The sequence below is a fragment of the Amycolatopsis kentuckyensis genome, from assembly GCF_041679295.1.
Classification (GTDB): Bacteria; Actinomycetota; Actinomycetes; order Mycobacteriales; family Pseudonocardiaceae; genus Amycolatopsis; species Amycolatopsis kentuckyensis_A.
This window is the reverse complement of record NZ_JBGDMD010000009.1, coordinates 340,874-366,925: the sequence shown is the minus strand read 5'-3', so window position 1 is coordinate 366,925 and position 26,052 is coordinate 340,874. Positions and strand designations below refer to the sequence as shown.

25 protein-coding genes are annotated in these 26,052 nt (G+C 71.7%); 9 read left to right on the top strand and 16 right to left on the bottom strand.

From position 1 onward, the window contains the following. Positions 1 to 85 precede the first annotated feature (85 nt). Entirely contained in the window at positions 86 to 751 is a 666-nt protein-coding gene (gene pdxH / locus ACERZO_RS35985; protein ID WP_372670338.1) for a pyridoxamine 5'-phosphate oxidase, read from the bottom strand. A gap of 218 nt (positions 752 to 969) precedes the next feature. On the opposite strand from pdxH, the gene ACERZO_RS35980 reads away from it, so the two are divergent. Further along, positions 970 to 2,643, top strand: a complete 1,674-nt coding sequence (locus tag ACERZO_RS35980; RefSeq protein ID WP_372670337.1) for a purine-cytosine permease family protein — start codon at positions 970 to 972, stop codon at positions 2,641 to 2,643. A gap of 46 nt (positions 2,644 to 2,689) precedes the next feature. On the opposite strand, the gene ACERZO_RS35975 is transcribed toward ACERZO_RS35980, so the two are convergent. Continuing rightward, positions 2,690 to 3,400, bottom strand: coding sequence for a TetR/AcrR family transcriptional regulator (locus ACERZO_RS35975; RefSeq protein WP_372670336.1), 711 nt, complete (start codon positions 3,398 to 3,400; stop codon positions 2,690 to 2,692). A gap of 89 nt (positions 3,401 to 3,489) precedes the next feature. Between ACERZO_RS35975 and ACERZO_RS35970 the strand changes: the two genes are divergently transcribed. Next, a complete protein-coding gene (locus tag ACERZO_RS35970; protein WP_372670335.1) occupies positions 3,490 to 4,590 on the top strand; it encodes a lipase family protein in 1,101 nt (366 codons plus the stop codon). 104 nt (positions 4,591 to 4,694) lie between these two features. Here the strand turns inward: ACERZO_RS35970 and ACERZO_RS35965 are convergent, their stop codons facing one another. The 6 genes from ACERZO_RS35965 to ACERZO_RS35940 are packed head-to-tail and all read right to left on the bottom strand — an operon-like array spanning position 4,695 to position 9,090. Then, on the bottom strand, positions 4,695 to 5,411 hold the full coding sequence (locus ACERZO_RS35965; RefSeq protein ID WP_372670333.1) for an urease accessory protein UreD: 717 nt from the start codon (positions 5,409 to 5,411) through the stop codon (positions 4,695 to 4,697). Beyond that, on the bottom strand, positions 5,408 to 6,094 hold the full coding sequence (gene ureG, locus ACERZO_RS35960) for an urease accessory protein UreG (RefSeq protein WP_372670332.1): 687 nt from the start codon (positions 6,092 to 6,094) through the stop codon (positions 5,408 to 5,410). The genes ACERZO_RS35965 and ureG overlap by 4 nt, the downstream gene beginning before the upstream one ends. Then, complete coding sequence (locus ACERZO_RS35955) at positions 6,084 to 6,755, bottom strand: urease accessory protein UreF (RefSeq protein WP_372670331.1); 672 nt, start codon at positions 6,753 to 6,755, stop codon at positions 6,084 to 6,086. Before ACERZO_RS35955 ends, ureG begins: the two co-directional genes overlap by 11 nt. Then, positions 6,755 to 8,470, bottom strand: coding sequence for an urease subunit alpha (locus ACERZO_RS35950; RefSeq protein ID WP_372670330.1), 1,716 nt, complete (start codon positions 8,468 to 8,470; stop codon positions 6,755 to 6,757). Before ACERZO_RS35950 ends, ACERZO_RS35955 begins: the two co-directional genes overlap by 1 nt. Position 8,471: 1 nt before the next feature. Continuing rightward, complete coding sequence (locus ACERZO_RS35945) at positions 8,472 to 8,777, bottom strand: urease subunit beta (RefSeq protein ID WP_372670329.1); 306 nt, start codon at positions 8,775 to 8,777, stop codon at positions 8,472 to 8,474. Between the two features lie 10 nt (positions 8,778 to 8,787). Further along, the gene (locus ACERZO_RS35940; protein ID WP_372670328.1) at positions 8,788 to 9,090 is read right to left on the bottom strand and encodes an urease subunit gamma; all 303 of its coding nucleotides are present in this window, start codon (positions 9,088 to 9,090) and stop codon (positions 8,788 to 8,790) included. A gap of 280 nt (positions 9,091 to 9,370) precedes the next feature. On the opposite strand from ACERZO_RS35940, the gene ACERZO_RS35935 reads away from it, so the two are divergent. After that, the gene (locus tag ACERZO_RS35935; protein WP_086680247.1) at positions 9,371 to 10,519 is read left to right on the top strand and encodes a citrate synthase 2; all 1,149 of its coding nucleotides are present in this window, start codon (positions 9,371 to 9,373) and stop codon (positions 10,517 to 10,519) included. Positions 10,520 to 10,541: 22 nt separating this feature from the next. Here the strand turns inward: ACERZO_RS35935 and ACERZO_RS35930 are convergent, their stop codons facing one another. Both ACERZO_RS35930 and ACERZO_RS35925 read right to left on the bottom strand, forming a co-directional pair. Further along, a complete protein-coding gene (locus ACERZO_RS35930; protein ID WP_372670418.1) occupies positions 10,542 to 11,129 on the bottom strand; it encodes a TetR/AcrR family transcriptional regulator in 588 nt (195 codons plus the stop codon). Positions 11,130 to 11,143: 14 nt separating this feature from the next. Beyond that, positions 11,144 to 12,838, bottom strand: a complete 1,695-nt coding sequence (locus ACERZO_RS35925; protein WP_372670417.1) for an SDR family oxidoreductase — start codon at positions 12,836 to 12,838, stop codon at positions 11,144 to 11,146. A gap of 229 nt (positions 12,839 to 13,067) precedes the next feature. Between ACERZO_RS35925 and ACERZO_RS35920 the strand changes: the two genes are divergently transcribed. The 6 genes from ACERZO_RS35920 to serC all read left to right on the top strand — a co-directional run bounded on the left by ACERZO_RS35920 (position 13,068) and on the right by serC (position 19,488). Then, positions 13,068 to 13,907 carry an ABC transporter ATP-binding protein gene (locus tag ACERZO_RS35920; protein WP_372670327.1) on the top strand — a complete coding sequence of 280 codons (840 nt, stop codon included), beginning with the start codon at positions 13,068 to 13,070 and terminating at the stop codon, positions 13,905 to 13,907. Continuing rightward, positions 13,904 to 14,713, top strand: a complete 810-nt coding sequence (locus ACERZO_RS35915; RefSeq protein WP_372670326.1) for an ABC transporter permease — start codon at positions 13,904 to 13,906, stop codon at positions 14,711 to 14,713. The genes ACERZO_RS35920 and ACERZO_RS35915 overlap by 4 nt, the downstream gene beginning before the upstream one ends. After that, positions 14,710 to 15,867 carry a sensor histidine kinase gene (locus ACERZO_RS35910; protein WP_372670416.1) on the top strand — a complete coding sequence of 386 codons (1,158 nt, stop codon included), beginning with the start codon at positions 14,710 to 14,712 and terminating at the stop codon, positions 15,865 to 15,867. The genes ACERZO_RS35915 and ACERZO_RS35910 overlap by 4 nt, the downstream gene beginning before the upstream one ends. Continuing rightward, on the top strand, positions 15,864 to 16,484 hold the full coding sequence (locus ACERZO_RS35905) for a response regulator transcription factor (RefSeq protein ID WP_372670325.1): 621 nt from the start codon (positions 15,864 to 15,866) through the stop codon (positions 16,482 to 16,484). Before ACERZO_RS35910 ends, ACERZO_RS35905 begins: the two co-directional genes overlap by 4 nt. 23 nt (positions 16,485 to 16,507) lie before the next feature. Beyond that, entirely contained in the window at positions 16,508 to 17,848 is a 1,341-nt protein-coding gene (locus ACERZO_RS35900; RefSeq protein WP_372670324.1) for a serine hydrolase domain-containing protein, read from the top strand. 515 nt (positions 17,849 to 18,363) lie between these two features. Next, positions 18,364 to 19,488: a phosphoserine transaminase gene (serC, locus tag ACERZO_RS35895; protein WP_372670323.1), complete on the top strand. Its 1,125-nt coding sequence runs from the start codon at positions 18,364 to 18,366 to the stop codon at positions 19,486 to 19,488. On the opposite strand, the gene ACERZO_RS35890 is transcribed toward serC, so the two are convergent. From ACERZO_RS35890 to ACERZO_RS35865, 6 genes are all read right to left on the bottom strand, one after another. Beyond that, positions 19,481 to 20,698, bottom strand: coding sequence for a glycosyltransferase 87 family protein (locus ACERZO_RS35890; protein WP_372670322.1), 1,218 nt, complete (start codon positions 20,696 to 20,698; stop codon positions 19,481 to 19,483). The genes serC and ACERZO_RS35890 overlap by 8 nt on opposite strands. Before the next feature lie 48 nt (positions 20,699 to 20,746). Next, positions 20,747 to 22,264, bottom strand: a complete 1,518-nt coding sequence (locus ACERZO_RS35885; RefSeq protein ID WP_372670321.1) for an amidohydrolase family protein — start codon at positions 22,262 to 22,264, stop codon at positions 20,747 to 20,749. A gap of 171 nt (positions 22,265 to 22,435) precedes the next feature. Then, the gene (locus ACERZO_RS35880; protein ID WP_372670320.1) at positions 22,436 to 23,641 is read right to left on the bottom strand and encodes an ABC transporter permease; all 1,206 of its coding nucleotides are present in this window, start codon (positions 23,639 to 23,641) and stop codon (positions 22,436 to 22,438) included. Then, positions 23,638 to 24,324, bottom strand: a complete 687-nt coding sequence (locus ACERZO_RS35875) for an ABC transporter ATP-binding protein (protein WP_086680226.1) — start codon at positions 24,322 to 24,324, stop codon at positions 23,638 to 23,640. Before ACERZO_RS35875 ends, ACERZO_RS35880 begins: the two co-directional genes overlap by 4 nt. Continuing rightward, a complete protein-coding gene (locus ACERZO_RS35870) occupies positions 24,321 to 25,415 on the bottom strand; it encodes a peptidoglycan-binding protein (protein ID WP_372670319.1) in 1,095 nt (364 codons plus the stop codon). The genes ACERZO_RS35875 and ACERZO_RS35870 overlap by 4 nt, the downstream gene beginning before the upstream one ends. Then, the gene (locus ACERZO_RS35865) at positions 25,412 to 25,954 is read right to left on the bottom strand and encodes a hypothetical protein (protein ID WP_372670318.1); all 543 of its coding nucleotides are present in this window, start codon (positions 25,952 to 25,954) and stop codon (positions 25,412 to 25,414) included. Before ACERZO_RS35865 ends, ACERZO_RS35870 begins: the two co-directional genes overlap by 4 nt. Positions 25,955 to 26,052: the final 98 nt, after the last annotated feature.

Genomic DNA, 26,052 nt, shown 5'->3' with positions numbered 1-26,052 from the left:
GCTCGGCTAACTACCTGGGGTCGCGTGATTTTGGTCGCCCACGAACGTGGCCCCCGCCGGAGCAGGGGCCACGTTTGGAAAGCGGTTACGGCGCCACGCGCTCGATGTTCCACCCGTCGTCGTTCCGCACGTAGCGCAGCCGGTCGTGCATCCGGTCCTCGCGGCCCTGCCAGAACTCGACCAGGTCCGGCCGGATCCGCCACCCGCCCCAGTGCGGCGGTGCCGGGATCTGCTCGACGTCCGCGAACCGGCGCTCGATCCCGCTCAACGCGTTGTCCAGCGCCCGCCGGCCATCGACCACACGGGACTGCGGTGACGCCCACGCCCCCAGCTGGGACCCGCGCGGGCGCTGGGCCCAGTACTCCGCCGTCTCCTTGACGCCGACCTTCTCGACCTCGCCCCGGACGTGGACCTGGCGGTGCAGCGCGTACCACGGGAACGTCACCGACGCGTACCGCGTCGCCGTCAGGTCGTGGCTCTTCGAGGACGTGTAGTTGGTGTAGAACACCACGCCGCGGTCGTCGAGGCCCTTGCACAGCACCGTTCGGGACGATGGCCTGCCTTCGGCGTCCGCCGTCGCCAGCACCATCGCGTTGGGTTCGGCGATCCCGGCGGCGACGGCCTGGTTCAGCCAGCCCTGCAGCTGATCGGTCCAGGTGGCCGCCAGCGCGGTTTCGTCGAACGCGGCACCGTCGTACGCCACCCGCATCCCGGGCAGGCGAACCACGGCGTCTTCGATCTCCGGCATCATCGCCAAACCTCCACGCCCGGTCGGGGCATCAGTCGACTTCGGCTCTAGGCACGTTAGGGCCTTCCGAGCTGCGGCGGAACCCACTGAACGGTGACACCCGCCACCACCGGGGCGTAACCGCTGGACAACAAGCCGTAACCCGTGCGTTACCCACCGGACCAGGATCGATACAGGGCGCACCTACCTTCGGCCCGTTCCCCACCACCCCGGAGGCAGGCATGACCGAGATCCTGTCCAACGCCGAAGAAACCGCTCCTCCGAAGCGCCGGTACGCCCCGCTCGCGGCGAACGAAAACCGCGAGGACTACTCACTGCGCTTCGCCGCGCATTCGTTCCGGAAATGGTCACCGTTCGTGGTCGCGACGACGGCGCTGGGCGGCATCGCCTACCTCGCCGACTTCGCGATCGGCGCCAGCATCGTCCTCTCCTACGGCTTCACCTCCGGCGTCCTGGCGATCCTCGCCGCGGCCGTCGTCATCTTCGTGACCGGCGTGCCCATCGCGGCCGCCTGCGCGAAGTCCGGAGTGGACATGGATCTGCTGACCCGCGGAGCCGGCTTCGGCTACTTCGGGTCGACGCTGACGTCGCTCGTCTACGCGAGCTTCACCGTCATCTTCTTCTCGCTCGAAGGCTCGATCATGGGCCAGGCGTTCGAGCTCGCCCTCGGCATCCCGCTGCCGATCGGCTACCTCCTCGCGACGCTCATCGTGCTGCCCTTCGCGCTCTACGGCATGGGCGCGGTCGCGAAGATGCAGACCTGGACGCAGCCGCTGTGGATCGCCGGGCTGGTGCTGCCGTTCGTCGTCGTGCTGGTCCGCGAGCCGGGCAAGTTCGCCGAGTTCGCGCACTTCGGCGGGACCGAGGGCACCGGCTCCGGGTTCTCCGCGATCGGGTTCGGCCTCGGCATGGGCGTCGCCCTGTCGCTGATCGGGCAGATCGGCGAACAGGCCGACTACCTGCGGTTCATGCCCGAGAAGACGGCGGAGAACAAGCGGTCGTGGTGGGCCGCGGTGCTCGCCGCCGGCCCCGGCTGGGTGATCCTCGGCGCCGCGAAGCAGATCGGCGGGGCGCTGCTGGCGTTCCTCGCGCTCGGCGTCGTCGGGAAGACGCACGCGCTGGAGCCGATCGCGCCGTACCTCGAAGCCGTGAAGCCGGCGCTCGGCCCGGTGGCCCTGACGTTCGCCGCGCTGTTCGTCGTCGTCTCGCAGATCAAGATCAACACGACGAACGCGTACTCGGGGTCGCTGTCGTTCGCGAACTTCTTCTCCCGCGTGCTGCACAAGCATCCCGGACGCGTCTGGTACGTGCTGGTCAACTGCGGGATCGCGCTGGCGCTGATGGAGTTCGGCGCGTTCGGCTTCCTCAACAAGATACTGGGCTTCTACTCGAACGTCGCCATCGCGTGGATCGGCGCCGTCTGCGCCGACCTGGTGATCGCCAAGCCGCTGGGCCTGTCACCGCGCTACATCGAGTTCAAGCGGGCCTACCTGCACAAGATCAACCCGGTCGGGTTCGGCTCGATGATGGTGGCGTCGGCGGTGTCGATCGTGGCGTACTTCGGCGCGTTCGGGCCGTTCCTGGCCGCGTTCAGCCCGCTGCTCGCCCTGGTCATCGCCATCATCCTGGTGCCGACACTGGCCGTGGCGACGAAGGGCAAGTACTACCTGGCGCGGGAGAACACCGTCGCCGGGCCGAACTCCGACGTCGACCTGCTGGCGACGTACACCTGCTCGGTCTGCGGCGACCCGTACGAACTGCCCGACGTCGCCGACTGCGTGAAGCAGGACGGCCCGATCTGTTCGCTGTGCTGCACGCTCGACAACACCTGTCACGACATGTGCCAGAACTCCGGCCCGGTCGCGCTCGGCCTGCCGACAGTCCGCACCACGTGATGTCCGTGAGGGCCCTTTCCCGGAATCCGCTGCCGGGAAAGGGTCCTCACGTGAGCCGGCTTCCCCCCAGGTCCCCCTCCCGGCTCGATTGCTTCACGTTCGGGGCGGCGCCGGGGTTGCCCGGGATTTCCAAGATCTTTTCCGGCCGCATGATGGCGGCCAGCATCAGCGCGCGCAGTTCCGCGCCGACGTCCTCCACCGGCAGCGGCGGCTCGTGCGCCTGCCACTCGCGCAGCAGCCCGGTGGCCGCGCCGACCAGGGCGATCGCCGTCAGCCGGTAGTCGCGGTCGGGGGCGGCGCCGTGCTCGGCCGCGCGGCGCGCCTCCGTCGCGATGAACGTCGCCCAGCGGTCGACCCACACCTGGTGCTGCTCTTCGAGCTCCGCGCTGACGCCGACGGCTTCGACGTAGTTGAGGCGCGGCAGCCGCGGGTCGACGGTGACCGTGTCGATGAAGACGTCCAGCAGCGTCGCGATGCGGGTCATCGCGTCGGCGTCGGCGACCTTGTCGAGCGCCGCGGTGACGTGGTCGAGGGCGAGGCTGTTGATCCGGTCGTGGAGGGTGCGCAGCACGTCCTCCTTGCCGCTGAACTCCTCGTAGAAGTTCCGCGTCGACACGCCCGCGCGGCCGCACACTTCGGTGATCTTCGTGTGCCGGAAGCCGGCGGAGGTGAACAGCTCGAGGCCGGCCGCGAGCAGCCGCTCGCGGCGGTCGGCGCGGCGTTGCTCGGGTGCGACGCCGCCGTACGTGCGAGCCACCGGTTGTCTCCTCCTTCTGAGGGATTGCCAGATCCTACCGGGCTGGCTAGTTTGTGAAAATCTCGATTACCAAACAGCCGGAGGCAACGATGCTTCGTCGGTTACTGGTCGCCGTCACGCTGCTTTTCGCGGTGCTCACCCCCGCGGCGCACGCGGATCCCGGTGTCCTGTTGTCCGCGCGGCCGACGACGGTGTTCGTCGGCCCGTTCCCCGCGCCGGTCCGGGCGTGGCACCTGCGGTACCGCTCGACATCGGCGACGGGCGCGCCGAACGCGGTCTCGGGCACGCTGCTGGTGCCGCCGGCACCGTGGCTGCGCGGCGGCCCGCGTCCGCTGATCACGTACGCGGTGGGGACGCACGGCCTCGGCGACCAGTGCGCGCCTTCTTCCCTGCTGGCGCGCGGCATCGAGAACGAGAGCGCGTTGCTGGCCCAGGCGTTGTCGCAGGGCTGGGCGGTGGTCGTGACGGACTACGAGGGGCTCGGCACCCCGGGGACGCACACGTACGCGGTCGGCCAGTCGGAGGGCCGCGCGGTGCTGGACGCGGCGCGCGCGGCGGCTCTGGTGCCGGGCGCGGGCTTGTCGCCGGCCGGCCCGGTGGGCGTGTTCGGCTACTCGCAGGGCGGCCAGGCGGCGGCGTGGGCGGCGGAGCTGCGGGGGTCGTACGCGCCGTCGGTGAACGTGGTCGGCGTGGCGGCGGGCGGCGTGCCGGCGGACCTGAACGCGGTGTTCGCGGCGAACGACGGCGGCGCGGCGTTCGGCCTGGTGCTGGGCGCGGCAACGGGTTTCGCGGCGGCGTACCCGGAGGTGCCGTTCACGTCGATCCTGAACGACCGCGGCCGCGAGGCGGTGGCGCGGGTGTCCCAGGCGTGCACGGTGGAACTGGGCGCGGCGGCACCGTTCGCGCACTTGACGGACTTCGTGACGGTGCCGGACCCGATCCACGACCCGCGCTGGCAGGCCCGGCTGGCGCAGAACCGCCTGGGGACGACGGCTCCTTCGATGCCGGTGTTCCTGTACCACGCGACGTTGGACGAGCTGATCCCGTTCAGCGTGGGAACGGCGTTGCGGGACCGGTGGAAGGCGGCGGGCGCCGCCGTCACCTGGCAGGGGTTCCCGCTGCTGGAACACATCGGCGGGGTGTCGGTCGGCGGTCCGGTGGCGATGACCTGGCTGGGCACGAAGTTCTGAGGCATCCGCTCGCCGGGGACGGGCGCAGGGGGCCGGTCCCCGGCGAGCGGGCGATCCACCCGAAACTGTCGGTGGCCTCCGGTAGCGTGGAAAACGGGGGCTGCTCAGAACGCCGCGGCTCCAGCCTCGGTCAGCCCCTTCATCGCCGCCACGGCGTCCGGAGCCAGCGAAGTCACCAGCGAGCCACCGGCGGCGAGCGGGCTGCGTGACCACCACTCGCCCGAGGCCGCCGGCAGCTCGGGGCCGCCGACCACCAGGTCCGTGGCCAGCACCCGGCGGCCCGCCAGCACCGCCAGGCTCCCGTCCAGCCCCGACCCGATCGGCAACGTCTGCCTCAGCACCGGTATCCCGGCCCGGAACACGTCCTGAGTACTCGTCAGCGATCCCGGACGCTCCCCCGACCGCCCCAGCACCAACACCTCCCGCGTGTGCAGGTAAGCCTCCGTTGCCAACGAAGCACGGAACACCGCCGCATGGCGAGCCCGCGACGTGATCACCGTCGGCTCCGGCAGGTACTCCAGTGACGCGCCCTCGTCGACCGACACGTCCACTGTGGACAACGAAGGCTCGCCGTGCAGACCAGGCAGAGCCAAGGTCGCCGCCACACCGGACAACCGGAGCGACGCCCCCGGCCCCACCCGGACCGTGAGCAGCAGGTCGTCCCCGCCCAACGGCGAAGTCGCCGAGTTGACCAGGTGCACCACGGCCGCCGCACCGGAACGCCGGCGGGGGAACAAGGTCAACGGCGCCATCGAACGCAACTCGCGCAGCACCGTGCGCGTTCCGTCGAAGCACGCCGTCACCCTGGCGTGGGCCTTCACAGCAGGGAACGGACCCAGCCGGCCACCGCCGGGGCGTCCGGAGTGTCCACAAGGGACTGCGTGATGACCGGCAACGTCCCCCGCATCCGGTGCGCGTCCGACGTCATCACGTCCATGTCCGCGCCCACCAGGTGGGCGATGTCGATCTTGTTGATCACCAGCAGGTCCGCCGTCGTGACGCCGGGGCCGCCCTTGCGCGGCACCTTGTCGCCACCCGCGACGTCGACGACGAAGATCTGGCTGTCGGCCAGCCCGCGGCTGAACACCGCCGTCAGGTTGTCGCCGCCGCTCTCGATGATCACCAGGTCCAGGCCCGGGAACTTCTCCTCCAGGCGCTCGACCGCGTCCAGGTTCGCGGTGATGTCGTCGCGGATCGCCGTGTGCGGGCACGCTCCCGTTTGGACCGCCTCGATCCGCGCCGGGTCCAGGACGCCGGCGCGACGCAGGAAGTCCGCGTCCTCCGTCGTGTAGATGTCGTTCGTGACGACGGCCAGGTTGATCTCGTCACCCAGCGCGCGGCACAGGGCGGCGGTCAGCGCCGTCTTGCCCGAACCCACCGGGCCGCCGATGCCGATCCGGTACGCGCGCCCCGCCGTGGGCGCCGCGTCGTAGTGGTCCGGCTCGGCGGCCGTCGGGTCGAAGTTGACCTCGTGGAAATGTCCATGACCGTGCTCAGCTGGCAAAGAGACGCACCTCTTCCTGGTGGTGCCGGGCGTGCGCCTCGGCGAACAGATCCAACGCGGGCGACCCCGGCGACGGCAGCGACGCCGGGTCGTCCCCCGCCACCGCCGCCGCGTCCGAACAAACGGCAGCGAGGTCCAGGCGCGCCACGACGGCGTTGACGGCAAAGGGATCCAGCCCCAGCAGCCGGACGGCCGCACTCGCCGGTCCGCTGACCGACAGGTACGCGGCCGCCATCGCGGCGTCGTACGGCGAGCCACCGGCGACCCCGACCAAGGCTCCCAAAATCACCGGGTGGTGCGGCCGCGGAGTCTCGGCGAGCAGCGCGTCGAGCACCGGAGACGGCCACGCGATCCGACCGGCCCGTGCGGTACCACGTCCCTGCGCCCGGGATGCCTCGCGCTGCGCGAGCGACGGAGTGCGCGCATCCAGCTCACTGTCCAAAAGCGACCAGTTCCCACTGGTGACGGCCGCGTGCGCCGAAGCGGCGGCGAACACCGCTGCCAGGAACCCGGCCGTCCGCAACCGTCCGGAAAGGAATCCCGGCAGATCGCGCACCGACGTCACCAGCCGGCGGGCGACGACTTCCTCCAGCCCGCCACTGTGGACGTGCCCGCCGCCGGGGAAGCGGGAGTCCGCGAGGATCAGCGCCGAGAGGTCCATCAGAACAGGAAGTACCTTTGCGCCATCGGCAGTTCCGTCACCGGCTGCGGCTCGATCAGCTCACCGTCGACGTGCACGGCGAAGCTGTCCGGCTCGACGCGGACGTCCGGCGTGGCGTCGTTGAGCACCATGTCCGCCTTCGTCCGCGCACGCATGTTCGACACGGCGACCAGCGGCCGCGTGATGCCGAACGTCTCGCGCAGCCCGCTGTCCAAAGCGGACGGTGCGACGAAGTGCAGGCTCAGCGCGGCCCCGATGTTCGCCCCGAACATGGGGCGCGCCATGACGGGCTGCGGCGTCGGGATGGACGCGTTCGCGTCACCCATCGCCGCCCACGCCGGGAAGCCGCCCTTCAGCACCACGTGCGGGCGGACGCCGAAGAACTTCGGCTCCCACAACACGAGATCCGCGAGCTTGCCGACCTCGACCGAGCCGATTTCGGTCTCCATGCCGTGCGCGATGGCCGGGTTGATCGTGTACTTGGCGACGTACCGCCGCGCGCGCAGGTTGTCGGCCGCGCCGTCGCCGGGCAGCGCGCCGCGGCGGCGTTTCATCACGTGCGCGGTCTGCCAGGTCCGGATGATCACCTCGCCGATCCGGCCCATCGCCTGCGAGTCCGAGCTCATCATCGAAATCGCGCCCATGTCGTGCAGCACGTCTTCGGCGGCGATGGTCGACGGCCGGATCCGGCTCTCGGCGAACGCGAGGTCCTCCGGCACCGACGGGTTGAGGTGGTGGCAGACGACCAGCATGTCGAGGTGCTCGTCGAGCGTGTTGGCCGTGTGCGGCCGGGTCGGGTTCGTCGACGACGGCAGCACGTTCGGCAGCGAGACGACCTCGATGATGTCCGGCGCGTGCCCGCCGCCGGCGCCTTCGGTGTGGTACGCGTTGATCGAGCGGCCACCGATGGCGTCCACAGTGGACTCCAGGAAGCCGGCCTCGTTCAGCGTGTCCGTGTGGATCGCGACCTGGACGCCGGCCTCGTCGGCCACGGTCAGGCAGGCGTCGATCGCGGCCGGCGTCGTACCCCAGTCCTCGTGCAGCTTGAAGCCGCCCGCGCCGGCCGCGAGCTGCTCCCGCAGCGCCTCGTGCCGGACCGTGTTCCCCTTGCCCAGCAACAGGACGTTGACCGGGTAACCGTCCATGGCGGACAGCATCCGGCCCAGGTTCCACGCGCCGGGCGTGACGGTGGTCGCCTTGGTCCCTTCGGACGGCCCGGTGCCGCCACCGACCAAAGTGGTCAGTCCGGCGGCCAGGGCCGTGTCGACGAGCTGCGGGCAGATGAAGTGGACGTGGCAGTCGATGCCGCCGGCGGTGAGGATCTTGCCGTTGCCGGCCAGCACCTCCGTCGACGGCCCGATGACCAGGGCCGGGTCGACGCCGTCCATCGTGTCCGGGTTGCCCGCCTTGCCGATGCCGACGATCCGGCCGTCGCGCACGCCGACGTCGGCCTTGACGACGCCCCAGTGGTCGAGGATCACCGCGCCGGTGATGACCAGGTCGGGCGCGCCCTCGGCGCGGGTCGCCATGCCCTGGCCCATCGACTCGCGGATGACCTTGCCGCCGCCGAAGAGCACCTCGTCGCCGGAGCCGCCGGCCCCCATCGAGCGGTCTTCGGTGACCTCGATCAGCAGATCGGTGTCGGCGAGCCGGATCCGGTCGCCGGTGGTCGGGCCGAACAGCTCGGCGTAGCGCTCGCGGTCGATCTGCGGCATTTCAGAACTCTCCCGAGAATTCGGACCGCAGCCCCGGCACGCGCCGGGCGCCGGCGAGCGGGACAAGATCCACTTCCCGTTCGACGCCGGGTTCGAAGCGCACCGACGTGCCCGCCGGGACGTCGAGCCGGTGGCCGCGGGCAAGCTCGCGGTCGAATTCGAGACCGGGGTTCACCGCGGCGAAGTGGTAGTGCGAGCCGACCTGGACCGGCCGGTCGCCGAGGTTGCGCACGAGCAGCCGGACGCGCGGGCGGCCCGGGTTCAGCTCGACCGGCTCGTCGCCGGGAATGATCTCGCCGGGGTGCATCGGCCCTCCTTCACACGATCGGGTCATGCACGGTGACGAGCTTCGTGCCGTCCGGGAAAGTGGCCTCCACCTGAACGGAGTCGATCATTTCGGGCACGCCGTCGAGCACCTGCGCACGCGACAGCACGCTCCGGCCGCTGGCCACCAGCTCGCTGACCGTGCGGCCGTCGCGAGCGCCTTCGAGGACGTGGTCGGTGATCAGCGCGACCGCCTCCGGGTAGTTCAGCCGGACGCCGCGGTCGAGCCGCTTCCGCGCGACGTCGGCCGCCACGTGGACGAGCAGCTTGTCGCGCTCCTGCGGGCTGAGGTGCATCGCACAGGTCTATCACCCGGACCACGGCCTCGCCTGGTTCGGAAACATACCTTTAACCTGGGCTTCGTCACACAGTGTGGTGAAAATTCTCCGGCCGGACGGCCTCGGTGACTGAATCGTTCTCGTAATCGTGACCGAAACCACCGCTTCTTTCGATTGCCCCCCGGCGATCGAGGGAGCAAGGTCTATCCATCCGTGCGATGGTGCGCGCTTTCCCGTGCGTATCCCGTCAGCGCGACCAGCCGGGGAAGAAAAGCGCACCGAAAGGTTCCGCGAAACAGTGACTACCTCCACGATCAGCAAGCCACAGCCGTCCGGCCAACCCGACGACGGCTTCCGACCGGGTCTGGAGGGCGTCGTCGCCTTCCACACCGAGATCGCCGAACCCGACCGGGACGGCGGTGCGCTGCGCTACCGCGGCGTCGACATCGAGGATCTCGCCGGCAAGGTGACCTTCGGTGACGTATGGGGCCTCCTCGTCGACGGTCGCTTCGGCCACGGCCTCCCGCCCGCCGAGCCGTTCCCGCTGCCGGTGCACACCGGCGACGTCCGGGTGGACGTCCAGGCCGCGCTGGCCATGCTCGCGCCGATCTGGGGCTACCGCCCGCTGCTCGACATCACCGACGAAGAGGCCCGCGAGCAGCTGGCGCGCGCCTCGGTGATGGCGCTGTCCTACGTGGCGCAGTCGGCGCGCGGCATCGGCCAGCCCGCCGTGCCGCAGACCCGCGTCGACGAGGCCCACTCGATCACCGAGCGGTTCCTGATCCGCTGGCGCGGCGAGCCCGACCCCGCGCACGTCAAGGCGCTGGACGCCTACTGGGTGTCGGCGGCCGAGCACGGCCTCAACGCGTCGACCTTCACCGCCCGCGTCATCGCCTCCACCGGCGCCGACGTCGCGGCGGCCATGTCCGGCGCCATCGGCGCGATGTCGGGCCCGCTGCACGGCGGTGCCCCGGCGCGCGTGCTGCCGATGATCGAAGAGGTCGAGCGCACCGGCGACCCGGCGGGCCTGGTCAAGGGCATCCTCGACCGCAAGGAACGCCTGATGGGCTTCGGCCACCGCGTCTACCGGGCCGAGGACCCGCGGGCACGCGTGCTGCGCCGCACCTGCCAGGAGCTGGGCGCGGCCCGCTACGAGGCGGCCGCCGCGCTGGAGCAGGCGGCGCTGAAGGAGCTGCGCGAGCGGCGGCCGGACCACCCGATCGAGACGAACGTCGAGTTCTGGGCCGCCGTCATCCTGGACTTCGCCCAGGTCCCGCCGCACATGATGCCCGCGATGTTCAGCTCGGCGCGCACCGCCGGCTGGGCCGCGCACATCCTCGAGCAGAAGCGCACCGGACGCCTGGTGCGGCCGTCGGCCAAGTACGTCGGCCCGGCGCCGCGGACGCCGGAGGACGTCGAGGGCTGGGAACTGGTCACCAAGCACTGACGCTCGGCCGAAGCCGGCACTCTCAGGTGAGGGTGCCGGCTTTGTCGTGCTTGGCGGTCGCGTCGAGCATGGCCGTGAGCTGGTCGACCAGCCAGCCGTCGAGGTCTTCGCGCGGGACCGTGCGCTCCTGGAGCCAGCTGAGCAGCGCGCCTTCGACGACCGCCGTCCAGCAGCGCAGGGTCAGGGACAGCAGTGGTGACGGATCCTCGACGCCGAGGGCGTCCAGGATCAGGGCCACCGCGCGGTTGCGGACCTCGTCGATCGCGGCGTCCGTTTCGGATGTCGCGATCACCGAACCGCTGCGCAGCAACGCGATGTAGCCGGCGCGGTAGTGGTCGGCGACGTCGATCAGGCCGCGGACGGCCGCCTTCAACCGGGCTTCGGGCGGGCCCTCTTCGAGTCCCGCGAGGCCGTCGATGAGCCCCACGGTGACCGTGCGCAGCGCCTCGACCTGCAGCTCGCGCAGGCTGGAGAAGTACCGGTAGAACAGCGGCCGCGAAACCTCGGCGCGGGCCACGATGTCGTCCACGGTGACCAGCTCCGGCGCCCGCGAGCCGAACAGGTCGAGCGCGGCGCGGATCAGGTCGTCGCGGCGGGCCTGCGGCGACATCCGCCGCGGTCTGCTCACGGCGTCAGGTCCAGCTTCGCCGCGGCCCGCAGCAGCCCCGGCGTCAGTCGCGAAAGGACCAGCGCGGCCTTCGCCTCCGGTGTGGACGGTGCGATCGCGGTGTCCTTCTCCACGGCTCGCAGGATGTCGCGCGCGACTCCCTCGGGGCCGAACCCGCGTCGGGCGTACAGCTTCGAGCTTTCCTTCTGACGCCGGCGTTGCTCCTCTTCGGACACCCCGACGAACGTCGTCGTGTTGGTGATGTTGGTCTTGACGATCCCCGGGCACACCGCCGTGACGCCGATGCGGTGCTCGGCCAGCTCGGCACGCAGGCAGACGCTCAACGTCAGCACGGCGGACTTCGTCGTCGCGTACGCGGTGAGGATCTTCGACGGCAGGTAAGCCGCGGCCGAGGCGAGGTTGACGATCTGACCGCCTTCGGCGCGCTCGGCGAGCATCGGCGCGAAGGCGCGGCAGCCGTGGATCACCCCCCAGAGGTTGACGTCGATGACACGTTCCCAGTCCTCCACGGACGTGTCGAGGAACGGGCCGGACATCCCGATCCCGGCGTTGTTGACGACGATGTCCGGGACGCCGTGGTTCTCGCGCACATCGCGGGCGAAGCGGTGCACGGCTTCGCCGTCCGAAGAGTCCACTGTGTACTCGGCGACGCCGTGGTCTTCCAGCAGCTTCCGGGTTTCCGCGGCGCTGGCCGCGTCGATGTCGGTGACGATGACGTCGGCGCCTTCCGCCGCGAAGGCGAGCGCGGTGGCCCGGCCGATGCCGCTGCCGGCGCCGGTGACGACGACCAGCTTGTGCGCGAACCGGCCGGTACCCACCCGGGCCTGGCGCAACGCCCGGCTTTCGGTGCCGGTTTCGGCGTATTCGATCAGTTCGGCGGCGGCCCGGGCGACCACGTCCGGCTTGGCGCGGGTGACCCAGTGCGTCCCGACGACCCGGCGGATCCGCAGGTCGGGGACCCAGCGGGCGACCTCGGTCTGCAGCGGAGTGGTGACGTAGGCGTCGCCGGTCGGCGCGAGGACCTGCACCGGAATGTCAGCGGCGCGCGGGGCGGGCCGCGAGAGCCGCGTGAACATGTTGGCGCGGTACAACTCGAGGCCGTGCAGGCCGTCGGACTTGTCCGGGGGCGCCGCGTCGGGTTCCATGCGCTGGATCTGCTTGCCCAGCAACCCGGTGCGCCACAGCAGGTCCGGGATCAGCGGGACCTGGAACGCGAGGATGTACCACGAGTGCAGGAACTGGCTCAGCGCGTTCTTGAGCCGCTTCGGCGTCGGCCGCGTGAGCTGCGCGCGGAACCAGGCACCCGCGTGGTCGAGGCTCGGGCCGGAGATCGACGTGTAGGACGCGACCCGGCCGCGCAGCCCGTCGCCGGTGACGGCGTGCCAGGTCTGGATCGAGCCCCAGTCGTGGGCGACCAGGTGCACCTTCCCGCTCGGCTGTACCGCCTCGACGACCGCACGCAGGTCGTCGGCCAGCTGGTCCAGCCGGTAGGACGCGCGGCCCGGCGGCTTGTCCGACTGTCCGGCCCCGCGGACGTCGTAGGTGACGACGCGGTGTTCGCCCCGGAGCCGGGCGACCACGCCGCCCCACATCGAGCTGTTGTCGGGGTAGCCGTGCACGAGCACGACCGTGGGCCCGTCTTCCCGGCCGTCGATGGTGACGGAGAGGCGGACACCGTCGCTGGCGGTCACCCACTTGTGAGACATTCTGTCATGTTAGACAACTTGTCAATAGCGGTGTTCACCCTCACGGCGGTTCCGCGTGCCGAAAAGTTCAGGTTTTCCCTTGTATGACAGCGTTTTCGAGGTTTCCCGTGGAACCAAGCGGGCTCGGCTGACGACTCTGTCCACCGAACGGTGGACACCGGGATTCAGCTGAGCGTTGCTCCCGATCAAGGTGCCGCGGGACCAGGCTGGAGCCATGACCACAGCAGTGAGCGTGCGCGGCCTGCGCAAGCAGTACCCGGGTCACCTGGCGGTGGCCGGGCTCGACCTGGACATCGCCCCGGGCGAGGTGTTTTCCCTGCTCGGGCCGAACGGCGCCGGGAAGACCACGACCGTCGAGATCCTCGAAGGCCACCGGCAGCGGACCGCCGGCGAAGTCACCGTCCTCGGCGAGGACCCGGGCAAGGCCGGCCGCGCGTGGCGGTCGAAGATCGGCATCGTCCTGCAGACCGCCAACGACGCCGCCGAGCTGAGCGTCGCCGAGACCGTCCGGCACTTCGCGAAGTACTACCCCGACCCGCGCGACCCGGACGAGGTCATCGAAAAGGTCGGGCTCACCGAGAAGGCCAAGGCGCGGGTGAAGTCGCTTTCGGGCGGCCAGCGGCGGCGCGTCGACGTCGCGCTCGGCATCATCGGACGGCCCGAACTGCTCTTCCTCGACGAGCCGACGACCGGCTTCGACCCCGAGGCCCGCCGGCAGTTCTGGAAGCTGATCAGCGACCTCGCCGCCGAGGGCACCACCATCCTGCTGACCACCCACTACCTCGACGAAGCCGAGGCGCTCGCCGACCGCGTCGCGGTGATCGCGCGCGGCGAGATCGTCGCGCAGGACACCCCGCAGAACCTCGGGGGCCGGGCCGCCGCCGAGGCGACCGTGCGGTGGACCGACGAACGCGGCGCGCACGTCGAGCGCACCGCGTACCCGACCAAGCTCGTCACCGAGCTCTCTGCTGGGGGTAGGGAGCTCGCGGGGCTGACCGTGACCAGGCCGAGCCTGGAGGACATCTACCTGGACCTGATCGGAGACAAGGCATGACCACGCTCTCGCTGCCCGGTCCACTGTCGCTCGGACTCGCCCGCGGCGGCACCGAGCTGCGGCAGTTCTTCCGGCACAAGGAACAGGTGGTCTTCACCTTCTCCCTGCCCGCGGTCCTGATGATCCTGCTCGGGTCCATCCTGGACGGTCCGACCGCACTGGAAGGCGTCACGTCCGGGCAGCTGCTGGCCGCCGGGATGATCGGTTCCGGCATCGTCTCGACGTCGTTCAACAGCATCGCCACCGGCGTCTCGGCCGACCGGGAAACCGGGGCGCTCAAACGCCTTCGCGGCACGCCGATGCCCTCGGCGTCCTACTTCGTCGGCAAGATGGTGCTGGTCGCGGTGTCCAGCCTCGCGCAGACCGTGCTGATGGCCGCGGTCGCCGTGCTGCTGTTCGGGCTGAAGCTGCCCACCGAGCCGGCGAAGTGGCTGACGCTGCTGTGGGTGTTCGCGCTGGGGATCGTCTCGTGCACGCTGCTCGGGATCGCGCTCAGCTCGCTCGCGAAGTCCACGACCGGCGCGGTCGCCGTCGTGCAGATGCTGTACCTGGTGCTGCAGTTCATCTCCGGCGTGTTCGTCACGCCGATCACGAACCTGCCGAAGATCATGGTTGACATCGCGTCGTTCTTCCCGCTGAAGTGGATCTGCCAGGGGTTCCGGTCGGTGTTCCTGCCGGACGGCGCGGTCGGAATGGAGATGGCTGGCTCATGGGAGCTCCCGCGGGTGGCGCTGGTGCTGGGGATCTGGTGCGTGGTGGGCGCGGTGCTGGCGCGGCTGACGTTCCGGTGGACCGACGCGAAGTGAAGGACGCCTGGGACCGGTTCAACTGGCTCTGGGAGATCCTCTTCGCGGTCGCGTACCTGGCCACGACGACGCTGGTGCTGCTGGACGAAACCGATCCGGTGCGCGCCGTCGTCGCGGTCGGGGCGCTCACCGCGCTCGCGCTGACCTACCTGCTGTGGGGACGGCGGGTGGTGCGCGACGACGGGCACCTGCCCCAAAGGTGGACGCTGGCCCTGATCGTCCTGGCGCTCGTCGCGGTCGCGATGTTCGCGAACACGACGGCCAGCTTCATCCTGTTCATGGTGTGCCCGCTGGTGTTTTCGACGCTCGAGTTCCGTCCGGCGGCGGTGGTCACCACGGTGGCGATCCTGCTGAGCCCGGTGTCGTCGATCGCCAACGAGGGCCTGCAGGGGCCGGCGCTGCACATCCTGCTGCCGATGACCGCGATCCTCGTCGTGTTCGGGATCCTGTCCGGCAAGTTCATCCTGCACGTCATCGAGGAGAGCCGGGCGCGGGCGGACCTGATCGCCCGGCTCGAGGAGAGCCAGGCGGAGGTCGCCCGGCTCTCCCGTGAGGCGGGCACGGCGGCCGAACGCGAGCGGCTCGCGCGCGAGATCCACGACACGCTCGCCCAGGGGTTCACCAGCATCGTCACGCTCGCCCAGGCGATCGAGTCCGAAGTGGACACCAATCCGGCGGCGGCGCGGCGGCACGCCGAGCTGGCCGCCCGCACGGCGCGGGACAACCTCACCGAGGCCCGCGCGATGGTCGCCGCGCTGGCGCCGGCCGACCTGGCGCGCGGCTCCCTTGTGGACGCCGTCAGGCGCCAGGCCGACCGGCTCGCCGACGAGACCGGCGTGTCCGTCGAGTACGAAGTGGACGATGCGCTCCCGGCGATCGGCACGGCGGGTGAGGTGGTCCTGCTGCGGGGCGCGCAAGAGGCACTGAACAACGTCCGGCGGCACGCGGCCGCGTCGTCGGTGTCGGTCCGGCTGTCCGTTGTGGACGACTCGGTCCGGCTGTCCGTCCGGGACGACGGCGCCGGCTTCGACCCGGACAGCGCGACCGGCTTCGGCTTGCGCGGCATGCGGTCCCGGGCCGAGCAGGTGGGTGGCACACTGAGCGTCCGGAGTGGCCCGAGCGGCACCGAACTCACCCTGGAGGTGCCGGCTTGATCCGCGTCATGCTCGTCGACGACCACCCCGTCGTCCGCGAAGGCCTCCGGGGCATGCTCGAAGCCGAACCCGACCTGACGGTGGTCGGCGAGGCGGGCTCGGGCGACGAAGCCGTCGCGCTCGACCGCGTCGCGCAGCCGGACGTCGTGCTGATGGACCTGCGGATGCCGGGCCTGGACGGCGTCGGCGCGACGAAACGCATCCTGCGCGACCAGCCGGGCCGCCGGATCGTCGTGCTGACGACGTACGAAACGGACGCCGACATCCTGCGCGCGGTCGAGGCGGGCGCGTCGGGTTACCTCTTGAAGGACGCGTCGCGCACGGAGCTGGCGAACGCGATCCGGGCGGCTTCGCGCGGCGAGACGGTGCTGGCGCCGTCGGTGGCCGGGAAGCTGGTCAACCGGGTGCGCAACCCGGAGCCGCAACCGCTGTCGGCGCGCGAAGCCGAGGTGCTGCGGCTGGTCGCGAAGGGCGGCACGAACGCGGACATCGGCCGGGCCCTGCACATCAGCGAGGCGACGGTGAAGACGCACCTGCTGCGCGTGTTCGGCAAGCTCGGGGTGTCGGACCGGACGGCCGCGGTGACGACGGCGATGGCCCGGAACCTGCTCGGCTGAGCGCCGCGCGGCAGAATGCCTTCATGCTTGAGTCGACCGAACACGCCCTGCTCCGCCGGATCGCCCACGAGCAGGCCGCCTGCCGGGCTCCCTCGCTCGTCGCCGCCGTCGTGCGGGACGGGGAGATCGTCTGGTCCGGGGCCCGGGGGCGCGTCGGCGACCAGCCGCCCGGCACCGACACCCAGTACCGGCTGGGCTCGATCACCAAGACCCTCGTCGCGACCGCCGTCATGCGGCTGCGCGACGAAGGCCTGCTCGACCTCAACGACCCGCTCGAGAAGCACGTGCCGGGGACGCCGTTCGGCGCCGCGACCGTCGCGCAGCTGCTGTCCCACACGTCCGGCCTGACGTCCGAATCGCCCGGTCTGTGGTGGGAGCGCACCCCCGGCGGCGACTGGGACGCGCTCGTCGGCAGCCTCGCCGACGGCGCCACCAAGCACCGGCCGGGCGCGCGGTTCCACTACTCGAACGTCGGCTACGGCGTGCTCGGCGAGCTCGTCTCGCGCCACCGCGGCAAGGGCTGGCTCTCGGTGCTCGACGAGGAGGTCCTCGGCCCGCTCGGGATGAGCCGGACGACCCCGCACCCGGTCGGCGCGCACGCGGACGGCTTCGCCGTGCACCCGTTCGCCGACGTCCTCCTGCCGGAACCCAGCCCGGACGCCGGCGCGATGGCCCCCGCCGGCCAGCTGTGGTCGACGGCGAAGGACCTCGGCCGCTGGACGGCGTTCCTCGGCGGCCACGGCGGCGGCGTCCTGTCCCCGGAGACGATCGAGCAGATGCGCACGATGGTCACCGTCGACGACACCGACGTCTGGACGACCGGCTTCGGCCTCGGCCTGATGCTGGTGCGCTACCAGGGCCGCCGGCTGGCCGGCCACACCGGCTCGATGCCGGGCTTCCTCGCCGTGACGCTGGTGGACCCGGTCGCCCAGACGGGCGCGCTGGTGCTCACGAACTCGACGGCCGGCGTCGGCATCACCCAGCTCTGCCTGGACCTGATCACGACGACCGACGAGCTGGAGCCGCGCCTGCCCGCCGAGTGGCAGCCGGCCGCGGTCGACCCGGTGCTGCTGGCGTTGACCGGGCTCTGGCACTGGGGCCCGACGCCGTACCACCTGCGCATCCAGGGCGACGGGCTGCTCCTGCTGGCCCCGGCCGAGGGTGCGGGCCGCAGCTCACGGTTCCGCGCGACGGGCCGTGACACGTACGTCGGCCTTGACGGGTACTACGCGGGCGAGACGCTCGAAGTGGGCCGGGACGCCGACGGCGTCGCGACGCACCTGGACTTGGCGACGTTCATCTTCACGCGCACGCCGTACGACCCGGCCGCGCCGGTGCCGGGCGGGGTGGAGAGCTGGCGCTGACCCGCCGGGCCCCGCTCACACCCCCAGGGTGGTGAGCGGGGCCCGCAAGCCAGTGCCGAAACCTACCGGCGGCCGGGACCGGCGGGAACCGTGTTTTTACCCCCACGGCCCGCGTGCCCGTTGGTCCCGACGGCGTAGCTGTCCCCGTCCGGCAGACCGGCGACCAGGTGTTCCGCCGGCCAGCCGGCCGGCCACAGCCGACGCCGGTCGCGAGGCAGCGGGCCGGGCCCGCGAGGTCCGACCGCCACCCAGCGAGCGCGAGCACCCGGCCCCAGAACACTCACCACCGCGGGCGCCACGGCGCTTCCTCCCCGTTCACGGCCGTGAAGCTACCGAGCTTCCCGGAATCGCCGACAGCGATTTACCCCCACGGCCCGCCGCGAGAAGCCGCCGGACGGCCGAGCCGCCTACAGTCGACGGCGGGCGTCCCGATGCCCGGAACAACGCTCGTTCCACATTTCGGACACCTGAACACCACCTTCACCAGCCGCATCCCGACCTGAGAGACTGGCCACATGACCGACGCTGAGTTGACCATCCCCGCAGACCTCAAGCCGGCCGACGGCCGCTTCGGCTGCGGACCGTCGAAGGTCCGCGCCGAGCAGCTGAGCGCACTGGCGGAGTCCGGCTCCACCTACCTCGGCACGTCGCACCGGCAGAAGCCGGTCAAGTCCCTCGTCGGGCGCGTGCGGGCGGGTCTGTCCGAACTGTTCTCCCTGCCCGAGGGCTACGAGGTCGTCCTGGGCAACGGCGGCACCACGGCGTTCTGGGACGCGGCCGCCTTCGGCCTGGTCCGCGAGCGCTCGCAGCACTTCACCTACGGCGAGTTCTCCTCGAAGTTCGCCTCCGTCACCAAGGGCGCGCCGTTCCTGGCCGACCCGATCGTCGTCAAGGCCGACGCCGGCAGCGCGCCGGACATCGCCTACGAAGCCGGCGCGGACCTCGTCGGCTGGGCGCACAACGAGACGTCCACCGGTGTCGCAGTGCCGGTCCGCCGTCCCGAAGGCAGCGAGGGCGCGCTCGTCGCGATCGACGCCACCTCCGGCGCCGGTGGGCTCCCGGTCAAGGCCGAGGACTTCGACGTCTACTACTTCGCGCCGCAGAAGTCCTTCGCCGCCGACGGTGGCCTCTGGATCGCGCTGGCCTCCCCGGCCGCGGTCGAGCGGATCGGCGAGATCGGCGGGAGCGACCGCTGGATCCCCGAGTTCCTGTCGCTGACCACCGCGCTGGACAACTCCCGCAAGGACCAGACGTACAACACCCCGGCCGTCGCCACGCTGTTCCTGCTCGCCGAGCAGATCGAGTGGATGAACGGCCAGGGCGGCCTCGAGTGGACCACCGCGCGCACGAAGGACTCGTCGTCGCGGCTGTACGAGTGGGCCGAGAAGACGAGCTACACGACGCCGTTCGTGAAGGACCCGGACCTGCGCTCGCAGGTCGTCGGCACGGTGGACTTCAGCGACGAGGTCGACGCCGCCGCGGTGGCGAAGGTGCTGCGCGCCAACGGGATCGTCGACACCGAGCCGTACCGCAAGCTGGGCCGCAACCAGCTGCGGGTCGGCCTGTTCCCGGCCATCGACCCGGACGACGTCACCAAGCTGACGCAGGCCATCGAGTACGTGGTCGAGCGCCTCAGCTGACCTGAGGTTCCTTCGAGGGGACCTTCGCCGCTTCGGTGGCGGAGGTCCCCTTTTCCGTGCTCAGGCGGCGGGCGGCGAACGCGGCCAGGACCAGCAGCGCGAGGCCGAACAGCTCGTAGGACTCCGTCGCGAGCCACCAGCCCACCGACGGCGCCGGGCGCGGGGCGAACCACATCGGCCCGACGATGAACAACGCCAGCCCGGCCACCACGACCGCGGCCGCCGTCCACCGGATCGCCCGGCCGTAGCGCCACGCGTACCACCCGGCGAGGACGAGGATCGGCACGCACCACGTCCAGTGGTGGGTCCACGAGATCGGCGACACGAGCAGGCCGCCGAGCGCGCAGGCGGTCAGCCCGAGCACCGGCTCGGCGCGCGCGACGACCACCGCGACCAGGGCCATCACCACCAGCGCGGCCAGCACCCAGGCGAACTCCGGCCAGCCCGCGCGCACGGTCAGACCGTGCAGCGACTGGTTGCCGACGTAGTCGACGCCGCCGATGCGGCCCGCGTCGAAGACCAGCTTCGTCCAGTACGTGACCGACGCCGACGGCCGGATCAGCCACAGCAGCGCCCCCGCCGCGACGAACCCGCCGGCCACGCGCGCGGCCGAGCGGTAGTCGCGGCGGAAGAGGAAGTAGACGACGAAGACGGCCGGCGTCAGCTTGATCGCCGCGGCCACGCCGATGAGCAGGCCCTTCGTCCGCTTGCGGTCACCGGGGAGCAGGACGTCGAGCACGACCAGGACCATGAGCAGCGCGTTGATCTGGCCGAAGCCGAGCGTCGAGCGCACCGGCTCCAGCAGCGCCCCGGCGAGCTGCGCGCCGATCGCGACCAGCGCGGCCACCGTCCGGCCCCGGACCTTCGTGGCGTCGGTGAGCGAGCCGTTGAGCGTCGCGACGTAGAGGTAGGCGACGACCCCGGTCGCGACGATCGACGCGATGCTGACCAGCTTCATCGTGACGGCGAAGGGCAGCAGCGTGCCGGGCCAGAACGCGGCCGCGGCGAACGGCGTGTAGGTGAACGGCAGCAGGATCTGGTGCGTGGTCGGCACCCAGGCGTCGTACGGCGAACCCTGCTCGGCCAGCGCCTTGGCCCCGCCGAGGTAGACCTCGAGGTCCAGGCCGTCGAACCGCTTGAGGACGAGCACGAGGATCACGGCGACGACTTCGAGCGCGGCGAGCGCCCACGCCAGCTTCCGCCCAGTCAACGCGCCCCCTCGAACCCAGGTCTTCGACCGGCCGAGATTACCGGGCGCTCAGCAGCAGCTGTGCACCGGCAAGCCCACTGACCTGGCGTTCGCCCGCAGGCTCGTCGCGGCTTCGACGTCGGCGAGCATGCGGTCCAGCGCCGCGCGGTCGTACACCCGCCCGGCCGCGACGACCGTGTCGATCCGCCGGACCGCGCGGATGTCGGCGAGGGGGTTCGCGTCGAGGAGCACCAGGTCGGCCACCTTGCCCGGGGCGATCGTGCCCGCGGTCGCGGACCGGCCGAGGAACGCCGCCGCGTCGCGAGTCGCCACCTGCAGCGCCCGCCGCGGCGACAGGCCCGCTTCGACCAGGTGCGCCAGCTCGTCGTGCAGGCTGAAGCCGGGGAAGACGTACGGGTTCAGGCAGTCCGTGCCGGCGAGGAGCGGGACGCCCGCCCGGTGGGCCGCGCCGACCAGCTCCACCTGCGCGTGGAAGTAGGAGGCCTGCTGCGCGATCTCCTCGGGGGTGACCGGCGTGCGGATCCGCACCTGCTCGGCCCAGTTGTCCCGCACGTCCCGCGGGATGTACTTCAGCCGCGGGTCGTGCGCGGAGGTGCCGGCGGGCGAGCACATCACCTTGTTGACGACCAGCGTCGGCGTCAGCCGGGTTCCGTTGCCCACAAGGTGGGCGAAGAACTCCTGGGCGCGCCACGGGCTGTACGCCTCGGTCGCGCGCCGGTCCAGTTCCCGGGCCAGGACGAAGAACGAACGCGGGTCCGCCGGGTCGAAGGGCGTCGCGGCCAGCGTCCGGACGAACTCGTCCCGGTGCGCCGACGTGTAGAGGGGGACGCCGAAGAGGTGCTCGAAGCTGTGCTGGCCGGCGTCGCTCGCGGCCGGTTGCGGGACCCGGTACGGCCAGTGCCCGGCGAACGGCAGCCCGGCCCGCCGGCACTCGTCGGCGATCGCCGCGAAGGCCTCCGCACCCAGGTAGGAGTACACCTTGACGAAGCCGGCGCCCTCGTCGAGCGCGGTCCGGACAGCGGCGCGTGCCTCGGCCGCCGTCGCCACCTTCGTCACGGGCGGCTGCAGCATGGAGACGGGACCGTCGACGATCGAGCTGCCCATGACGACCCGGGGGCCGGCCAGCTCCCCGCGGACGATCTTGTCGCGCGCCGCGCGGTTTTCGGGGTAGCCCCACATCTCGCGGATCCCGGTGACGCCGTTGGCCAGGTACAGCGGCGGGAAGATCGCCTCGAGGTCGAGGCCGTGGGTGTGCAGGTCCCAGAGGCCGGGCACGAGGTAGCGGCCCCGGCCGTCGACGGTCCGGACCCCGGTCGGGGACGGCAGGTGCGCGGCGGGGCCGGTCCACGCGATCCGGTCGCCGACCAGCACGACGGCCGCGTCCGGCAGGGGTGGGCCATCGGTGCCGTCGACGACGGTGGCCCCGAGCACGACGACGACATCCGAACCGGCCGCGGCGGCCTCCTGGGCGAAGACGGCGGGGACGACCCCCGCGGTGGCGAGCCCGGCACCGGCGGCTGCCAGCCAACGGAGGAAGTCACGCCGGTTCGCCTCGACCCGCACCACGGCCGCCCCCTTCGCTCGGGTTCGCCGCTCATTCAACCCGCCGCGCGGGGGGCGCGGATCTCCCAGCGTGCGGTGTTCCGGCTGCGCACGCTCGAAGGTAGCGCGGGGCGTGGCGCCACCGCGGAAGTGCACGGGGAGCCGAGCCTCCCCCTGAAGGCCCGGCCCCCGCCGTCACGCCAGCGCCTGCGTCGGTGCCAACCGCGCCGCGCGCATCGCCGGGTAGGCCCCCGCGATCGCCCCCACCAGCGCCGCCACGCCGACACCTCCCGCCAGCGTCGCCCACGGCAGCACCGCCGGCCACCCCTGGCTCAGCGCGTACCCCGCCGTCACCAGCACCCCGGCCAGCACCCCCGCCAGCCCGCCCAGCCCCGACAGCAGCACCGACTCCGCCAGGAACTGCCCGCGGACCTGCCTCTTCGTCGCCCCGAGCGCGCGGCGCAGGCCGATCTCGCGTCTCCTCTCCAGCACCGAAATCACCATCGTGTTCGCCACCCCGACCCCGCCGACCAGCAACGCCACCCCGCCCAAGCCCAGGAACAGCGCGCTGTACGTGGTGTCCGTGAGCTTCTGCGCGGCGAGCGCGTCCGACGGGCGGCGGACCTCGACCTCGTTCGGCGCCTGCGGGTTCAGCGTCGCGCCCAGCACCGACCGCACACCGTCCACTTGGGACTCTTCGGCGCGGACGTACACAGTGGACGGATGGCCGTCGAACCCGAGCAGCCGCTTCGCGACGTCCCAGCCGACCAGCACCGACCGCTCGATCTCCGGGGCCAGCGGCATCGGCGAGAGGATCCCGACCACCGTGAACCACTGCGTCCCGATCAGCACCTGCGGCGGCCGGGCCGGGTCGATGTGGTCGATGCCGAGGCGGGCCGCGGCCTGCGAACCGAGCACCGTCACCGGGTAGTCCTGGTTGCCCGCCGCGAGAAACGCCCCGGCCCGGACCTTCCCGCCGAGCACGCCCAGCAGGTCCGGCTTCGCCGCGTACACCGCGAGCCCCGATGTGTCGTCCGGCGCGATCTTGTCGCTGCGCCGCACGCTCGCCGACGTGTTCCCGGTCCCGCTGGCCGCCTGGACCGGCCCGATCCGCTTGGCCATCGGGACGGCGTCGTCGGGCAGGACGGCGTCGTCGCCGAACAGCGTCTGGCCCGGCCCGGCGGTGAGCAGGTTCGTGCCGAGGGCGGCCAGCCGGTCGTGCAGGGCCTGCCCGCCGGACGCCGGGATCGCCAGCACCGCGACCATCGCCGCGACGCCGATCGCGATGCCCAGCGCGGAAAGCACCGCGCGCACCGGCCGGGTCCGCATGCCGTGGGCACCCAGCGCGACGACGTCCGGCGGCTTGAGCCGGGCCGGTTCCGGCAGCAGCACCGCGGTCACCGCGCACCCACCAGGCCGGTGTCGAGCCGCAGGTGGCCGTCGAGCAGTTCGATCCGGCGCGGCATGCCCGCCGCGATCTCCCGGTCGTGGGTGATCACGACGATCGTGGTGCCGTCCGCGGACAGCTCGCCCAGCAGCGAAAGCACGGACGCGCCGGTGCCGGTGTCGAGGTTGCCGGTCGGCTCGTCGGCCAGCAGGATCGACGGCTCGTTGACCACGGCCCGCGCGATCGCGACGCGCTGGCGTTCCCCGCCCGACAGCTCCCCCGGCCGGTGCCACGCCCGGTGTCCCAGCTTGACGCGGTCGAGTGCGGCCAGTGCCCGGTCGCGCCGCCGTCGCCGCGGCACCCCGGCGTAGAGCAGGCCGGTGCACACGTTGTCCACCGCACTCATCCCTTCGTCGAGGAAGAACTGCTGGAACACGAACCCGATCCAGCGCGACCGCAGCGCCGAGACCTTCCGGTCCGGCAGCGCCGCGACGTCGTGGCCGTGCAGCTCGACGCGTCCCGACGACGGCCGGTCGAGCGTGCCCATCAGGTGCAGCAGGGTGGACTTCCCGGACCCGGACGGTCCGACGATCGCGACCATCTCGCCGTTTTCCAGTGAGAGCGAGACACCGTCGAGCGCGGCCACCCCGCCGGGGTAGGTGCGCGTGACCTCGTGGACGCGCAGCACGGGCGTCACGACGTCGTCACCACCCGCATGCCCGCGGTCAGCCCGGTCCCGGTGACCTCGACCTTGCCGCCGCTGAACAGTCCCGTTTGGACGCCGATCAGCCGCCGCTGCCCGTTCTCGTCGACCTCGACGGCGTACCCGCCCTCGGCGAGCGCGAGCAACGCGCCGACCGGAACCGCCAGCACGCCCCGGTGGACGTCCTTGGTGAACCGGACGCTCGCCGGCGCCGAGTCGAGCGTGCCCCCGGCCGCCGGGTCGTCCAGCTTGACGGTCACGGTGATCTTGGGCTTGCCGTCGTCCTGGCCGGCGGCGTCCTTGCCCTCCACGGCGGTGCGCCCGACGTCGGTGATCGTGCCCTGGGTCGTCTTCCCGTTGATCGTCACGGACGCCTTCGCGCCCTGCTGCGCGAGCTCCTGCTTCGCCGCCTCCAGCTTCACCTGCACCGACCGGACGGTCCCGGTCGTCTTGAGCACCTCGCCCTGCGCGGGCGAGCCCGGCTTCGCCGACAGCGCCGAGACGCGGACTTCACCCGCCGCGAGCACGACGTCACCCTGGCCGAACGCGCCGGTCTGCTCGAGCCCCAGCGACTTCTGCCACTTCTTCAGGGCAGTCGCCGTCGCCGCGGTGAACTTCTTGTCCGGCGTGCCGAACCCGCCGAAGCCGCACGCCTTGAGGTTCTCCTCCAGCTGCTTGACGTCGGCGCCGTCGTCCACGCCGGTGGCGAGGTCGCGGTAGAAGGGCAGCGTCCCGTAGAACAGCGGCACCGGCTTCGCGTCCACTCCGTACACCGGCTTGCACCGGGTGATCGTGGCGCCGGCGTCGGGCAGCGACGTGATCGTGCCCGGCTTGCGGCCCTGGACGCTCGATTCGTCGCCGTAGCCGAGGGTTCCGTCGGCTTCCTCTTCTTCGCTGAGGTCGGTCTTGACGACCTCGGCGGTCTCGGCCGCGGGCGGCGCGGCCTCCTTGACCGGTGTCGCGCTCGACACCCGCGTCAGGATCACGACCGAGCTGGTGCCCAGCACCACGACCAGGACCGCGCCGGCGACGAACCAGCGCGTCCGGCCGCGGCGGCGGGGCTTGAGGTGGGTCACTTCGCTCACTTGCCCGCCGCCTCGGAGTGGACGGACATGCCCAGGCCGCACGCCTTCGCGGCCTCTTCGAACTTCTTCGGGTCGTCGCCCGGCCCGCCGATCCGCGTCGCGCCCTTGCCGGTCGGGTCGGGGTCCGGCATGTCGACGCCGTGCTCGCGCATGCACTTCGCCTGCTGGCGCATCTTGTCGAGCTCCTCGGCGCTCGGCGGCTTCATCTCGCCGCCGTTGGGCATGAGGTGCTTGCACGCTTCCTGCGCCGCGTCGACCTTGCCGCGGTCCGAGGCGTCGCCCTGGATCGCGATCGACATCCCCTTGCCGTCGCCGGCCGGTTTCGGGTCGGGCATGTCGACGCCGTGCTCGCGCATGCACTTGGCGAAGTCGCGCATCTTGTCCTCGTCGCTCTTGCCGCTGTTGTCGGCCGCCGTCGGCCCGCCCGACTTCGGCGGCGTCGAGATCGACGCGACCTTCGACCCGTCGTCGGCCTTCGCGCCGCAGCCCCCGAGCAGCAGCGCCGCCCCGAGCGCCGCGACGAAGATCCGTGTCCGCATGGCTCGCTCCTTTCGTCTTCCGGATGGGTGCCAGGTCTACGGATCGGGGGATTCGGGCGCGCTAAGCGACGTCGCTTATGCGGTCCTTATGGCCCTCC